Source organism: Gordonibacter urolithinfaciens, assembly GCF_900199375.1.
Classification (GTDB): domain Bacteria; phylum Actinomycetota; class Coriobacteriia; order Coriobacteriales; family Eggerthellaceae; genus Gordonibacter; species Gordonibacter urolithinfaciens.
In genome coordinates, this window is sequence record NZ_LT900217.1 from 818,608 (window position 1) to 834,071 (window position 15,464).

Here is a 15,464-nt window from a genome sequence, read left to right on the forward strand (position 1 = left end):
ATTTGCCACCAGCGTGCAAGCCACGGCGCTGCCTCACCTGCGGTTACGGACTGGTGGCTTGCGCCCGGGAAGGCATGAACCCTACGGACATTCCTCGCGCTCCCGCCCTTAAAACCGGCCACGATGGTCTTTAGGGCGGGAGCGCGAGGTCCACGCCCTGGGTTCGAAGTCACTCTGCGCTCGTGTCCCCAAGGTAATTTCCGTCTCTGTAGATGACCTTTTGAGGCCCCATGAGCTTCAGCCCCTCACCGCAGATAATCAGCATCCCTTGTTCAACCAATGAGGGAAGACGGTCAGTTGGGTACGAGATATCGTAACGCTTATGCGATCCGATTCTCTTGAAGTACACACCCGAGAACGATTGGGCTTTTCCATATCGGTCGGGATCGGATTCTTCGTCGTCGGGGCAAGCAAACAAGGCGGCCTCGGGGGAATCGTCGCCATCGAGATAAAAAACGGGAAACTCAAGAGGATTGCCTTTAGGAACGGCCGCCGATGCCACGTAGTTGCAGAGCTTCCACTCCTCGCTTTTCTGCACGCAATCGCTTTCGATGCCGAGGAGGCTTCGCATTTCAGTATCGATGCTGTAAGAACCTAGGACTAAGTAGAAAGCCAAGAGGACTGACGACCGGGCGCTTTCCATCTCGGTCCAATCGTAGAGATTGTCTTTGTGAGCAATGCCGTTCCTCATCGTTCGAGCGCTTTGGAGTGCGCGAATTATCGACTCGTACGTATCCTCGCTTATCGCCGTATCGAGAAGGTCTTCATTGCGGCTGTACAGCTGCTGCTTCTCGCAAACATAGTCGCCGAAGAACCTTGTGAGCCTACCGAGGTCTAAGACATATTCGAAACCATCCGTGAAAAGCTCATCGTTGATTTCGATTTCTCCGTCCTTGACTTCTATGTGTCGCGATTTGTCGGGAACGCCATCTCTTTTCGCAGGCAGGTAGTAAGGGTTTTCTCCGAGCTTTTTGCCGTAGTAAATACGCCTACTCTTCGATTTCGAAGTCTTATGTATGGCGTAAAGAAATCTGTACAGGAATTGTTCGAGCGATTTGAAGTACTCCAACGCGATGGGGGCGAAATCTATGCATCCTGCATGCGTTAAAGAATCCCTTAGCCATTCTGCGGTCTGGAAGCTTACTGCGAAATCCGTGTCACCGGTCAACGCCGAGTATCTGCCGTCTACGACAAAGCTCTTGTCTATGGCCATTCTCTGTTCGGACCCCAATTCCACGTCTGGTTTGTAGCCGATCAGACGGTCTCGGATGTCTCTCCTGAAATGGCCCATGCGCAAATGGTTAAGCGATTTGGTTATGCTCAAGCCATAGTAGGAACGCGCTTTCTGCCTAAGCTCAACCACAGCCTCCTCGAATTTGTCGAACTCCTCTTGTGGAAAGAACAGGCGGAAGAACTCTTTAACCGAGATGTAGGGCGTAGCGTCCTTCACCGACTCGTAATTGAGAACCTCCCTCTTCGCTCCGTCCATAACCAAAGAGACGTAGGTGATTTTCGATACCCCAAAGTTTTCCCTCAGCGAATCCTCAAGCTCTTTCGGGAGACTCTGGTCTAATCCAGGTTCCTTGAATACAAAAACGCTCGGGGAGCCATCGACATCCACCTTGATTATGCGGACCACCCTCTTGCTCGCTTTGAGGACGGTCGGCCCGGCTAGGCCGTCTTTTGGGAGATATTGGTAAGCATCGCTTCTGCGAACGCGGGCACGTAGTGTTATGTATCCATATTCTGTAAGAAGCATGGAAATCGACTCGCAAATCAGTCGATACATGCACTCATTGGCTCTGTCCATGATGAAGGTATAGTTAAGCCGTTCGGACCCTGAGACATTGCATAGATTTTCAGGTATTAAAGAGGTTCCTCCCCTCGACTCGGAATAGCCGCTTTCATCCCTCCAGCCATCTCGAATTTTCTTCAACTCGCTTAAGCCTTCTCCAAGAAGGAATTCTTTGTAGATCGGTTCGCTATTCATCCAATACCTCGTTTTCTCTGCGTGTTTACAGCCTTGCACGAGCGAATCGCTCCCATAGGCGTATCGCGGACCGCATATGAAAAAGGAGGCTACGGAGGCGGGCCAAAAGTGCTGGCTCGGGCCATGCCGCCGTCACCTATATTTTCAGGCTCCATTGCCTGCGTTGGATGGCATTATCTCACCGCGTTGCCTCGGGAGCCATCCCGTGCGGCGGACAAAGGCAAACCCAGGGGCAGTTAGTGGAGAAGCCGCTATTAGGCCCCTAATCGCGAAAGCGGTTCAACTCATGAGTAAGCCACCTGAGACTACTCACTTTTCCCACGAATGGCGAAGGGTCGCGACCTGGGGTTTTGCAAATGGCGCGCAAACCACCCGCGCTGATTCACTTACGATTGCAGCTGGCGGCTTGCGGGTTAAAGGGCGGTTGAGTTTCAAAACGGGCGCTTTCGGCGCTATTGAGCCTCCAAAGTCGGCCCGCTGCACTCTTTGGGACAAAAATAAAAACTCAAAGCCCTGAGTTCGAAAAAAGTATTTGAAGTTGTCCCGACTTTTGTCCCCGAAGCCGACGAAGCGCGACATGGCGTTACCTGGCGGCACTCGATTCGAGACGGCACCGAAAACTGGATGCAACTGGAATGACGGGACATCAGAACTGCTGCCATCGAGTGGGAGTAACACCTCTCGTCTAACGTTTTCTTCAGCGAGGCAGACAACTACCCACACCCTGAAAACATAAGCATCGATTCAAACAACGGAGCTGCATACAGCAAAGTTCTCGCGAAGCATTTTTACATGGTTTAATTCGCGAACCGAAGAAGAGGGGCGGTCATGAACGACGCAGTCAATCTTGAAAAACTTCTTATTTCTAATCCATATGGCTCCAAAAACGAATTCGAAAGCGTTGCCACTTTTGAAGAAAGCGATCCATACATCAGATGGCTTTCCATTGATTTCGCCCTTGAAAACGAAGCCGGTTCGTCAAGCGTCTTCATTTATGGCGAGGCGGAAAAGGCTGACGATGCCGCGCGTTTGTTCGGCGCGCTAATACTGGGAGAACAGGCCTTGCGAGATGGGGAAGATTTAAAGGACATCTGCGACGCTTGCAACTGCGACCTTTACGAAGCGATTGAAGAACTTGATTGCGAGGGTTTGCTTGAAAGCCCTGACGTATTAGAATGCAACATCCTGTATATCCATAGTCTTGAGCTTTCCAGTACATTGATGGATGCGAGCAACCTCCACCGGTTCTTCGACCGGATCCCTTGGTATGTGTTTCAATACACCAATGTGATGCCGCAAATCGTCTACTATCAGATCGCGAGCGTTGAAGGATATTACGAAGAAGCCGCTTCCAAAACAAGCTACGATCGCAGATCCGTAGACGAAACATCGCCGCAGCTATTTGCCAACAATGGATACACGTCCAGCGAGTCGGGCATTTTGCTTTACAAAATCGTCGACAACGGAACACTCTTGCCATGCGACAACGCCGACAATTCGAGTTTCATCGAAGATAATCGAAGCGCCGACAACGGAGCGAGTCTCGACGACTCGCTCCTTTTAACTAAAGAAAATCAGGAACTCCGTTCTTTGCCTGAAACATCAGCAAAACAGCTAGAGCAAGATTCGAACGATGACCTGGACAAAACCTTCGTCTTCAGCAAGCGATCCTTACTTGAAAATCATATAGGATTGAGCGTCGGAGCTAACATGGCGCTCGTACCTAGAACCGCCCCGAAAAAACTGACTCAATATGTTGAAGCGGCGATCTTTGCGCACGATCTTGGCGTCCGAATGGATTATGCCCTCGAGAAGTACGTCTCCGATTCGGAAGTGGATATTCCACCCATCTACGCCTTGTTTCAAAAGATGTACTTCACCGGCAAGAATCATATTGACGCAACTATCGAGCGAATGAAGCCAATAGGCGCTCCAAGCGCCGGAGAGACCTTCGCGGATGTCGCATTGGTGCGAGCTGCTAACACCTATTACGTTGCCGCATTGCTTTATCGAGAGGGTCACACGATCGAGGCACACGCAATGAGCAGGTTGATGCTTGAGCAGATTGCATGGGCATTCGCCGCTTGCGAGGTGGATGAGTGCGGCTTAGCGGAGGCAATCGTTCCCACGAAGGCAATTGGCAAGTTAAAAAAGAAAATCAAATCTGTTGGAAAAATGTACGGGGTTCTCTCGAAGTATGTTCACATCCCCATTCAAGGCCATTATGAATTCATCGACCTAAGCCATGGAAGAAACGAGGTATTGACGCAATTCGGCGTGCATTCCTATGCGCGAGGGGCGATCATCTCGCAACTTGCTGACTTCTGGTCGGCTGTTTACGAGTACACACAATCGCGCCATTTTGAGAAACTGGAGAACTGGATAGAGACCCCTTCGGGATTGGAAATGAATCCAGAAAGACCCTTCTTATCAGTGATTCAACCGATATGTGAAGAACTGATGAGGGAATATGAGGAGAATTACCCTTCGTATGATGAATACATAAAGTCTCATTGGAAAGTAGACGACATATCGGACAACGAACCGAATGATGCGGCTGATGAGCCCTTCGGCGGAAACAAATAAACAATTACGAGTGTGGGGCACTGAACGACACGATCTTGCCCATTACCGTATCGCTGAAGTTAAAGTAGATACTCTGACTTCGTCCAGTGGCACATTTTCTCCGCCTGCCTCGATCCCACCTTCCCGCCCGCAAGCTCGCAAAAGCGCACTGCATGGTATTACTGCATGTCAAATCCAAACTTACCCCTGTCGTCGATGTCGAGACGGGAGCCGATCCTCGAACGAATGGGAATTGACTCGAATGGGCCACCTTCCGATTTGCGAAAGAGAACGACAAAGTAGTTGCTTATCCTTCAATGCAAGAACAGGAGTAGCTCTGACACTGGCGTCATGCTTTTGATGTGACGAGCAGCGAGGAAGAACATGAGAGCCGTGAGGCTGGGTGATTTAGGATTGATGCCCTGACCGAAATGCTGGTGAAAGCGTAAGGAGCAATATCGTGAGTGCTCATAAATATGACGATTTGTACAATTATCTAGCTGCTTTCAAAAACGACTCTCCACAAGAGATAGCTCTATACCTAGGAGAGCTAGGACAGAAAAGATTCGATTCTTTTGTCGAAGGCGTTGCACCCCTAATATTTGTGGAGGGATTTGAAAATGAATCGGTTTTCAATTTCGCAGTTGACTCAACTCTTGAAGGTGGCAGCTTTCCCTGTACTGCCCATGATTGCCGCGAGAAGAATCTATATGATCTAGCAAAGTTTTCTGCTTTGTATGCTGATAAAGTTCTGATCCATTGCCCGATTGAATCAGCTTTTGAGAATGCGCACGATGATTTCGTTTCAGTTGATGAGCTTGCTTTTGGAATATATCTAACTTTGCGACTTGAAAACATTGTAAAAGCAGGCATTGTGGGATTTGTAAGCAACTACGTCCCCCTCTGCAATCACTGTCTTGCTCGGCAAATAGAATTGGAATCCAAAGCCGAAAATTTAATCTCTGATTTCTGGAATAACTTGATAGATCAGTTCTGCGCTTCAACTGTCTGTACGTTAAAAATCGCTCGAGACGGAGCCTTGTATGTGGCCATTAATGGAATGGATGCATACGGTTCTCATGAAGAGGTTGATATCGACTTTATCAAAATTCCTCCTGTGTACAAATCTCTGTTTAAGAAACATGGCGAAACGATACTCGATAAAGATATGCTGACAAGGGGAGGTGTACTTGCCTTCCTCATACCTTTATTGAGCGATTCTTTTACTGCGCTCACTAATTCATACTTTACAGGAGGATCGTACTTAACAACACGCCCTGCTCAAATCAGGTTTTTAGAATCAGCAGCACTGACTATTGATTCTCAGAGAAAGCAGATGGATTCATTCCGCCAGTTGTCATGCTCGTTTCCCATTGTTCAGAACGCTTCTATAAAAAGCATCTTGGATTTTCGCGCAAGAAACGAAGAATCCTTTGCTGTGTTCCGAGATACTATAACTAAAGGTCTAAAAGGAAAGCCGATAGATAGCTCAACAATCTCGGAACTAAAAACCGAACTGATTGATCCCGAGATAAATAAGATAAATCTGGCCATGAAGAACAACAGGGCACGCTTGATTACATCGACAGGCATCGAAGCGGCTATTGGTATTGCAAGCTTCGCTTTAGGGCAGTACGGTATAGTATCACCAGCTGAGGCAATGACTATTTTCGGCGCAGCAGGTGCTGGTTCGGTTGCGACGCAAGTAGTTAATCATCTACAAGCAGCCAACGTAAAGAATAATTCCATGTATTTCCTTTGGGAACTTGATAGAAAAAGCCATTAGGTACCGAATGAGTATCATCTGAATGGACAATAGGACAAATGAATGAATGCATATGATCTGGTTCAACTAAGTTGCTTTCATCCGACTTCGTCAACAAATAAAACGATCGAGTGGGAGTGATTCCACACAAAAAACGTCTTATTTCTAGCTAGTGCTCCGGAGTTCGCTCTGGAGCATTTTCGTTATACACAACACAGCTGGAAAAGCTACAAGCCTTTGAAAACCGAATACCTCGATGCAAGAATCGCATAATGAAGGACCTGATTCGCAAAACGGGAGCGCCACTATCACCTCGTGCGACCAACGAAGCCGACCTACGAATTGATACCCATTTCTTAACTACCCAGGCCAGCTGATACCCAAAAGACATGCTTATAATGTCTTTTGGGTATTCTGGAATGCGCCCACACCAAACGGAACGCGCGTTGATTAATCCAAGAAACAAGTTTTAGAAAAGCTCGCGAATCTCGACGTCGAGCTCCCAGGCGATCCGGGACATGATGTCGATAGACAGATTGCAGCGCCCGACCTCGCCTGCGCTCGACGGCTCCCAGAGGTCGTCGCGCAGAACTTCAAGTATTCGCTCTTCGTCCAACCCATCGCATCCATGATCCCGTTCAGCCGGTTGCCAAGAAGGAGGTCGAGGCCAACGAGGCGATATTGGCTTGAGAACATCGAATACGTGAGAGACTATGCCGTCACCGATGTCGTTTTCGACAAAGCGTCCGTGTGCGAACAATTTGCTCCTGTTCCCCTCAAGTGCAATGTCGCCAATCCTCATGACGTTATATGTGTGCAGATAATCATCATCGCGCGTTGTCGCCGAGGGATTGAATCGCATGTTAGCGACGGAGATTGCTTTGTCCAAGCCGTAACGTCCGTCGTTCTTTTCGTCGCGACGGGCATACATCTCCCCTAATTTACGCTGTCCCCAAGCACCACAGCAACGTTGTCGTACTTGGAAACCTAAATGGCTGACGCAGTCTAGCCGAGGTCGAAACCGCCGGAAAGAACGAACTCGCGCAGAAGCTTATCAAGCATGATAGAGACCTTAAAGGGTGGTATGGTCTTACCCTCGCGTTGCTCAAAGAATGCCTTGGCCCGCCTTGGGTCTGCTGTTCTCTTGAGTGAGTCGAAGCGTCCGAACTCGTTGATGTTGCCTTCCGTCACATGTCCAGCCATGAGTCGGCGCAGCTTTCCTTCATCGATGCCAAGCGCCTCAACGAGGGCCGTAACCTGTCCGGCTTTGCCGCGCACCGCAAACTCGTTGATGTAGTCCATGAACGTTTTGCCGGGTTCGATGGCGAGGTCGAAGCCCTGCGCGGCTTGTATCACTATCTCTGCGAGGCGCTGCTGCTCTTGGTCGAGGGTCGCGAACGAGCCATGCAAATCGTCTAGCATCGCGTCGAGTTCGGACTGCTCGCCACCGGCCGTCAGACGCTTGAGCCACTTCTCGAAGTTGGCGTTCATGTAGGCAGTGTCGATGTGACCAGTGTCTATTTCGGTCAGGTAGCCGTGGATATCGTAGGGCACGTCCTCGCCGCCCGCCTCGCCGCCAGGGCCGAATAGCTCCTTGTAGCGCAGCGCTAGCACGAGGTATGCGCTCTCGTCGAAGCAGAGTGCCACGGTGGTCTTGCCATCCTCGTGCTCGAACTCGTATGTGAGCTCATCCCAGTTGAACCCCTGAATTTTTGCCGCCTCCAGCGTGTCGGTAAGCTCCTTGAAGAGCTTGGCGAACTTCGCGCACGCCTCATCCGAGTCGGGCAGGCGGTCGAAGCTTTCTATGCCCGCGATCTTGAAGACACCGACGATTTGTCCGTACACGTCGTTCGCCCAACGCAGATTGCCCTCGAGTTTGCTCGCGAAGAGGCCCAAGGGCCGGTCGCCTGAGTACAGGCCGAACGCGGCGTGCATGTTCTGCTCCATTGTATGCGGGTAGCGGTACCAGCGTACGGTGCCGAAGGGCTTCTCGGGGCCGAAAAGGCGGTTCGTGCGGCTGAACGCCTGGATCAGGTGCTCGTATTCCAGCACCTTGTCGAGATAGAGCGTGTTCACCCACTTGGAGTCAAAGCCGGTGAGCATCTGGTCAACCACGATGAGCAGATCAAGCTGCTCATCGCGCTTTTTCTCAATGCCCGCGTAAGGCTTCTTGTGAGCGAGACGAGCCGCCACGTCGCGCTTGAAAGCAGCATGGCTCGGTATGGTGCAGTGCTTGCCGAAGGTCGCGTTGTAGCCCTCCAGCACCTCTACCAGTCCGTCCTCCTTGTAGACAGCACCACCGTTGTTGTCGATGTTCGGATCGAAGAGCGCCGTTGTCTTGAGTCCCGGGTGCTCGTCCCGGAAGATGCGATAGTAGCTGATCGCCTCGGCAATGCTGCTCGTGGCGAGAATCGCATGGAAGGTGCCCGCCAGCGAGCGCCGCTGCCAGCCGCCGCAGATGTCGTCCACCACGGCCCGCAGGTGTTCCGAATTACCCGTGCCGTCCGCGCCGCAATACTGGCTGCGGGGCACATAATACTCGATGCCGTGGATAGGTTTTCCGTCCCCATCTGTGGCGTCGGATGCCATGGGCAGCGCCATGAAGCGCAGATAGACCCTTTTCTTGGCGGGGTCGGTCAGAGCCTCGGCAACGCTTCCCGCTTTGGCGTGGTGTAGCGCCACCTCTTCTCGCAGGTCGTCGTCTCGGAAGGTGAGCACCTTGTACGGGTCGAATCCCAGCACGTTCTTATCGCGGATGCCGTCGGCGATGGAGTAGCGGTGCAGCTCGTCACCGAACACGTCCACGGTCGTGTTCTGCTTCTTTTGGTTCTCGTCATGGATGGGCGTTCCCGTGAAGCCGAAGTACATCGCTCAGGGGAAGGTCTTGCGGATGGTCTGCATCATGTCGCCGAAGGTGGACCTGTGGCACTCGTCCACGATGAACACGATGCGCTTAGAACGCATACGCTCCAAGTCGGCAATACGGCTGGATTCTTCGCCGATGTTGCTCATCTTCTGTATGGAGGTTACGATCAGAGTGTCGTCGGGGTTGTCGCTCTTGAGCTTCGCGACGAGCACGTCTGTGTTCTCGGTCTCGGCCACTGCCTGCCTTCTCTGCTCCTCGGAAAGGTCGGCCCCTGCGAAGTTGCGGTATTCGTCGAGCGACTGCGTGCCCAGCTCTATGCGGTCTACGAGAAATATGACCTTGTCAGCATCCTTGGATGAGGCGATGAGCTGGGCGCTCTTGAAGCTTGTCATCGTCTTCCCGGAGCCCGTAGTGTGCCATATGTGTCCACCTCGGCTACTCGCCTTGTCCCACTTGGATTGCCGAACCCGCCCTGATATGCGCGACGCGGCAAAGTACTGGTAGCTGCGCATGACCTTGAGCGTGTTGTCCTTGCTGTCGGCTACAGTGTAGAAGCCAATGAGCTGGTGTGCCATGGGGATGGACAGCAGGTCGCGCGCGACGTCTTTCCAGTAGTTCACCGGCTCGTTGTCGAAGTCCGCCCAGTGGAAGTTATATGCCTCGAAGTCGCCGTCCGCACTGGGGTTGGCGAAGTAGACTGTCTCGTCGGGGTTCATGGCCACGAAGACCTGCACCAGGCTGAACATCCGCGTGAACACGCCCTCGTGCGCGTACTTTCGTATCTGGTCTCGAGCCTGGCTCACGGGCACACCGCTGCGCTTGAGCTCGATGTGGATGAGTGGCATGCCGTTAATGAGCAACATCACGTCACCGCGACGCGTGGGAAGCATCTTGCTCTTGGTGGAGAAGTAGGGCTGGCGAGCAATCTGGTAACGGGAGCGCCCACCCGCTATCTCGGCGCGGTCGTAGATGTGAAGGCTCACCTGCTTGCCGAAGTGAAGCAGGTCGGCCTCGTTGTCGCGCGTTATGGACACGGTCTTGCCGTTAATGAAGCCGTTGAGGCGCATGGGTGTGCGCAGCTCGACTATCTGCTCGATAATCTGAGACATCTCGCCGGCGGTAAGCGGTTGCCCGTTCAACCGGTCGATGCCACGGTTGTTCTCGAAGAGGATCTGCGCCCAGTTGTCGAGCAGATCCTGCTCAGTGGGATGGTTGAGCGTGCCGTTCTTCCAGCCGTAGTCGTTCTTCAATACCCCGACGAGAGCATCCTCAAAGGCCAGCTCGTTAGTAAATACATCTGACATCATATATTCCTGCCTACTATACGAACATCTTTTCCAAGCACGCAGCTTTTAGGTTCCTTAGCAAAGTGAGCTTACGCTGGTGAAGGGTGATGAGATCGTCGAGGTCGCGGAAGAAGGAGCAAATTTGGCTTTGCTCAGTCTGCGTTGGGATTGCAATTTGTCGCTTTTTCCAATCGTCAACGTCAAAAACTAGCTTTTCGATATCAACCCCAAATGAGCTCAAAAAATAGCATGTGCACATTGTTTTTGTCATGGAAAGAAGAGCCCAAAATTCGCTTGATATTTTCGCATTTCCAACAAGAACAAGATACTCGTTTGAAACTATCGCTCCAGATAAGGATGGAGGTACTAGACCATTACCGCCATGGACAACCTGTCTTTTTGATATTAAAAAATCCCCAGTCTGCAATTCCTGATAATTCTTAACTAGGATATCGCGGCCTTTAACCACGGAACGCTGTACTACCCCTGCGTTCTTGCGTTTTACTGTGACTAGCTGATATTCCTTATCATCCTCTATTTCGACCGTCCGAAAAACGATATCGGCCACCTCCCCCAGCTTACGCTGTTTCCAAGGGTCAGTGAAACCGGCGAATCTGATTTCGGGAACGGATGCACCGTCTCGCGGAAACATCTTTTCGAGCAATGCCTTCTTGAGTACGACAAACTTATCGTACTTACGCTGGTGAAGGGTGATGAGGTCGTCGAAGCTGAGCGCCAACGATGAAATTGCCTGCTGCTCCCTTGTCGTTGGATATGGGAAATCGACATCGGCGATATCATCATTGTGAATGTGAACGACCGATTTGCCTTGCGCTCTTTTCGCTAGCTCTACATGCGCCTTTCCGTACGTGATAACCAGTGCAACGTAGTCAGGATCCAATTCCGCTCCAGGGGTTAAAACGTTCAGATCGCCACCTAATACGATATCTGATCTGCGAACGGACGAGGCGACCGCTATATCTTCTGCGGTTTCGCCAGAGGCAGGCACAATCACCTCGTTGCCGCAAGAGAACAAAGAACCTTCGCGCTCAACAGCAAACGTATCGACGTCGTCTATGCGCGTTTGGTATCGCGTATACAAGCGTCCGTAGAGAATCAGCGGGACTCCCGAATCGCAAATATCGGCCTTGCTGTACCCACGGCCTTTTGCGAAAGAACAGAGCTCCCCCAGCTTACGCTGTTCCCAAGGGTCAGTGAAACCGGCGAATCTAATGGCAGGCACGTGGTTCATCGAGCATCACCGCCCAGCAGCGTGGCGAGCTCTCGGATACCAGCCATGTCGAACTCGTTACCGGTGAGCTGTTCCAGTATGCTAATAAGTTCATGTTCAGACTCGCGGATCCGCTCGTCTATATCAGCATAGGTCGTGGCATATTTGTCAGCTAGAGCGCGGATGTCGTCGATAAGCGATCCGATGACAGTATCCGGCATGGTTTCGATACGTCGGACAAGCGGATCAATCCATTTTGCCGAAAGCAGCAAACGCGCTTGGTCGTCGCTAAGCTCTTCGATGGCTTTCTTCGACTTGCCGTCGAGCACCGACTTTGCCTCCTTGAGCCGGCGTTTCAAGTCGCGCTCCTCATCGTAGAACCGCGCCGCTGCATCAAGTCGGCTTGGCAGCGAGTCCGCAGAGCGCGCCTCGTCACCCATCTCGGCACGCAGGGTTTTGGCCATCCCCTTGAGCTTGGATGCGACGAAGGCATCGCCCGACTCGTTGACAGCGTCTCCTGCGTCCGACTTCTCCTCGTCGGTCAGACCTTCCAGGATCTCCGCGATCTCAGATGCGACAACGGGAAGCCTGAACTCCATCGCGGCCACTTCCGCCGCATCCTCGGCGAGCAGTTCCCGCTGCACCAGCTCGAAGGGCAGGACATGTCCGACCCATCCGTCCTGCACCTCGACGTCCTTGCCGCGCTGCTTCTTCAAGACCATACGTGGGTCTACGCGCCGCACCGCGTCGAAGCCCTCGGTCTGCAGCACTTCGAGATCAATGGCAATCTGCTGCCACTCGTCATCGAGCGCCTGGTAGGCGTCGTAACGGTCGATTAAATCGATACCCTCGAGGCGACTGAACAGCTCCGAGGACAATTGTGCCTCCTCGGAGCTGCGGACAACAAGCGACGGTTCGTCTACCAGCTCCTCGTAAAGCCACGGCTCGAAGTCCGCAAAACGTCCGGCGAACTCTTCGCGCCAGGCACCTACGGCCTTGCTCTTGCGGACGGTCGATTCAATATCCTCGCTCGCCAGACGCATACTTGCGGGGTTGACCTGTTCGAACAGCTCCTCGCGTAGACCTGGTAACGCGCGCCAGTAGTGCTTGAGCGCATCCACTTCGGATGTGGGTATACCACCGTACATGGTGGCATAGATGTCCCAGCCGCACGTTCGCTCGGAGGAGTCAACGTAGCGCGGAATGTTCAGGTTGTAGTCGTTGGCCCGCACATCGTCTTTTCTCACCACTCGGCAGTAGCGGTCCTGGTCGCCCCTGGCTTCGTAGGCGTCCACAATGCGCCGGATGTCGGAGGCGCGGAGCTTGTTGTTCTTTCCCTCCTTCACGTAGCCCTTCGACGCATCGATGATCAGGATGTCGTCGCGTTCGCGCGTCTTGCGCAGCACCATGACGATGGTGGGGATGCCCGTGCCGAAGAAGATGTTGGCCGGAAGCCCAATGATGGCGTCTATCTTGTCGCTCTCCACGAGATTGCGCCGAATCTGACCCTCCTCGCCGCCGCGGAAGAGCACGCCGTGGGGCAGCACGATGCACATGATGCCGTCCGGTTGCAGATGGTAGAGGTCGTGCAGGAGGAATGCGTAATCCGCCTTGGACTTTGGCGCGATACCGTAGTCGTCGAAACGCGGGTCGGGTGCATCCGGCGCGTCCCAGCGCTGCGAGTAGGGCGGGTTGGATACGACGGCATCCACGAACAGCGGCTCGTAGGTCTCGGGGTGTCCCTCTTCGAACCACGGCCAGTCGTCAGCCAGAGTGTCGCCGTTTCGCGTCACAATGTTGGCCGGGTCTATGCCGCGCATCACAAGGTTCATGCGCGTGAGGTTGTAGGTGTTTTCTTTCAGCTCCTGCGCGTAGTACTTGATGCGCCCTTCGCTGCCCATTTGTCGTGCCACGGCCTGGCCGATATTTATGAGCAGGCTGCCCGAACCGCTTGTGGGGTCGTATATCTGGATCTCGTGACGGTCGCGCAGATGGTGGGCCACGATCTCGCTCATGAGCAACGATACCTCGTGGGGCGTGTAGAACTCGCCCGCCTTCTTGCCAGCGTTGGCGGCGAAGTTGGAAATCAGGTACTCGTAGATGTAACCGAGAACGTCGTAGCCCTGCCGCCCATCCATCGGAATGTCCTTGATGAGGTGCAGAAGGCTGCTGATGGCCTTGGTGCGGGCACCCGAGGTGTCACCCAGCTTGGAGAGGCCCGTCTCCAGCGTCTCGAAGATGCGGTCGAATACGTGCCGGTGGTGCGGGTCAACAAGGCGCGAGAACGCGCTGAGTGCATCTGTCACATCGGACACGTCGAAGTCGGAACCTTTGGCGAGCCATGTGGAGTAAAGATGCTCATAGGCTATGAAGTAGCCGAGGTTCGGACGGACGAAGCCCACGATGTCGGGGTCTGCTTCGGTCACGGACACCATGTCTGCGTCCTCGAAGCCCTGACCGTGCAGCCACGACTCTTCCTTTTCCGAAAGAAACTTGTAGAAGATGAACCCGAGTATGTAGTCCTTGTACTCGCTTGCCTCGATCTTCGATCGCATCTCGTTAGCCGAGGCCCAGATTTTTGCTGCTAGCTGCTGCTTGTTCATCCACTACTCCTGTTCTCGCCGGAATCCAGCGTAAGTCGCCGATGGGTATGAATCCAGGTAACTGCGTACACCGTGGTCAATCTTTCTCCGTCAGTCGCTCAATGAGGCATTGTTTTACGAGCGAGGTGAAGGTGAGGCCATTGAGGTTGGCATACTCCTTCGCCGACTCGCGCATAGTGCGCGGAAGCCTCAGTGTTACAGTGACAAGCTCCGAGTCAACGAGATAGGATTGCAGTTCCGAGGTCGGAGCGCCCGATTCGACAAGCTCTGAGTACTTCATATGAACCCCTACCAAGTAACGCCATTGTAAATACACGTCGAAATACATTCTAACAGACAACAACATTAAGCATGCCTCGGATCGACCCGCATCGCGCGCGTCAGCAGGGCGCATCCGAGCTTTCGGGCATCCGATGCGGCCACCGGCTCGCCGAGGAACATCCACGCATGCGCGCCGTTGCCCGACCGCGAGCGTTCGATGGCGACGGGCACGCCCTCCCGCTCGCACACGCTCCGAAACGCGCCCACCGCCTGCTGCCAGTCGTCCTTGTCGAAGTCGGCCGCGAGCACGCGCATCTTGTCGTCATCAACAAGCGGATAACCCGCGACGATTCCCACGCCATCCCGTCCCGAGCCTCGGAAATGCGCCAGCAGCGCAGCGTCGTCGAGCGGCAAGAACTCGCGGTTCGCACAGTCCGCGCACTTGACGCGGGGCTTTCCGCACACGCTGCCCTTCCACTCGTTGGCGCATGCGGGCGTGTAGCCGACACGCCCCGTCTTCTTGTTGAAGTAGCTTTTCGCGTGCACGTCGCTGCGCATGGCGAACAGCGAGTTGAACAGCGCGAGCTTCTCGGCGGATGAGCTCGCCGAGGTCACGACGCCTTCGTCCGCCAACCGGCTCGCCTCGAAACGAGCGCGCCCCGCCTCCCACGTTTCGCAGGTCGCGTAGCGCCTCGCGCCGTCGAGAGCCTCGCACACCACGACCTCGCCATCGACCGTCGCCGAAGCCAGCTTCTCGACGAAGCGATACTCGACGCCGGCGATCAGCGTGCGTGCGGCCTGCGGCGAACCATCGTCCATGCGGGCTCCCGTCTCGAAGAACAGCTCGCATCAGAATACTACGAGGGGGACTCGACCCGCAATTGCCCCTCGCAACCT

At 53.6% G+C, this 15,464-nt stretch carries 9 protein-coding genes and 1 pseudogene; 2 read left to right on the top strand and 8 right to left on the bottom strand.

Features of this window, described 5'->3' with window-relative positions:
- Positions 1 to 169: 169 nt before the first annotated feature.
- Entirely contained in the window at positions 170 to 1,990 is a 1,821-nt protein-coding gene (locus BN3560_RS03630; RefSeq protein WP_123649856.1) for a hypothetical protein, read from the bottom strand.
- An 828-nt stretch (positions 1,991 to 2,818) separates the two neighbouring features.
- On the opposite strand from BN3560_RS03630, the gene BN3560_RS03635 reads away from it, so the two are divergent.
- Complete coding sequence (locus BN3560_RS03635; protein WP_096227035.1) at positions 2,819 to 4,576, top strand: hypothetical protein; 1,758 nt, start codon at positions 2,819 to 2,821, stop codon at positions 4,574 to 4,576.
- 439 nt (positions 4,577 to 5,015) lie between these two features.
- A complete protein-coding gene (locus BN3560_RS14265; protein ID WP_123649855.1) occupies positions 5,016 to 6,341 on the top strand; it encodes a hypothetical protein in 1,326 nt (441 codons plus the stop codon).
- Between the two features lie 448 nt (positions 6,342 to 6,789).
- Here the strand turns inward: BN3560_RS14265 and BN3560_RS14270 are convergent, their stop codons facing one another.
- The 7 genes and pseudogenes from BN3560_RS14270 to BN3560_RS03660 all read right to left on the bottom strand — a co-directional run bounded on the left by BN3560_RS14270 (position 6,790) and on the right by BN3560_RS03660 (position 15,386).
- On the bottom strand, positions 6,790 to 6,936 hold the full coding sequence (locus tag BN3560_RS14270; RefSeq protein ID WP_157780540.1) for a hypothetical protein: 147 nt from the start codon (positions 6,934 to 6,936) through the stop codon (positions 6,790 to 6,792).
- Positions 6,937 to 7,325: 389 nt separating this feature from the next.
- Entirely contained in the window at positions 7,326 to 8,921 is a 1,596-nt protein-coding gene (locus BN3560_RS14930) for a type I restriction endonuclease subunit R, EcoR124 family (RefSeq protein WP_331712901.1), read from the bottom strand.
- A gap of 144 nt (positions 8,922 to 9,065) precedes the next feature.
- Positions 9,066 to 10,493 (bottom strand): annotated as a pseudogene (locus BN3560_RS14645) (DEAD/DEAH box helicase family protein); the annotation flags it as partial.
- A gap of 13 nt (positions 10,494 to 10,506) precedes the next feature.
- Complete coding sequence (locus BN3560_RS03645) at positions 10,507 to 11,715, bottom strand: restriction endonuclease subunit S (protein ID WP_161959445.1); 1,209 nt, start codon at positions 11,713 to 11,715, stop codon at positions 10,507 to 10,509.
- 5 nt (positions 11,716 to 11,720) lie between these two features.
- The gene (locus tag BN3560_RS03650; protein ID WP_096227037.1) at positions 11,721 to 14,306 is read right to left on the bottom strand and encodes a type I restriction-modification system subunit M; all 2,586 of its coding nucleotides are present in this window, start codon (positions 14,304 to 14,306) and stop codon (positions 11,721 to 11,723) included.
- 76 nt (positions 14,307 to 14,382) lie between these two features.
- Positions 14,383 to 14,586 (bottom strand): hypothetical protein, encoded by a 204-nt coding sequence (locus tag BN3560_RS03655; RefSeq protein ID WP_096228566.1) that lies wholly within the window; start codon positions 14,584 to 14,586, stop codon positions 14,383 to 14,385.
- Between the two features lie 65 nt (positions 14,587 to 14,651).
- Complete coding sequence (locus tag BN3560_RS03660; RefSeq protein ID WP_227153717.1) at positions 14,652 to 15,386, bottom strand: TOTE conflict system archaeo-eukaryotic primase domain-containing protein; 735 nt, start codon at positions 15,384 to 15,386, stop codon at positions 14,652 to 14,654.
- Positions 15,387 to 15,464: the final 78 nt, after the last annotated feature.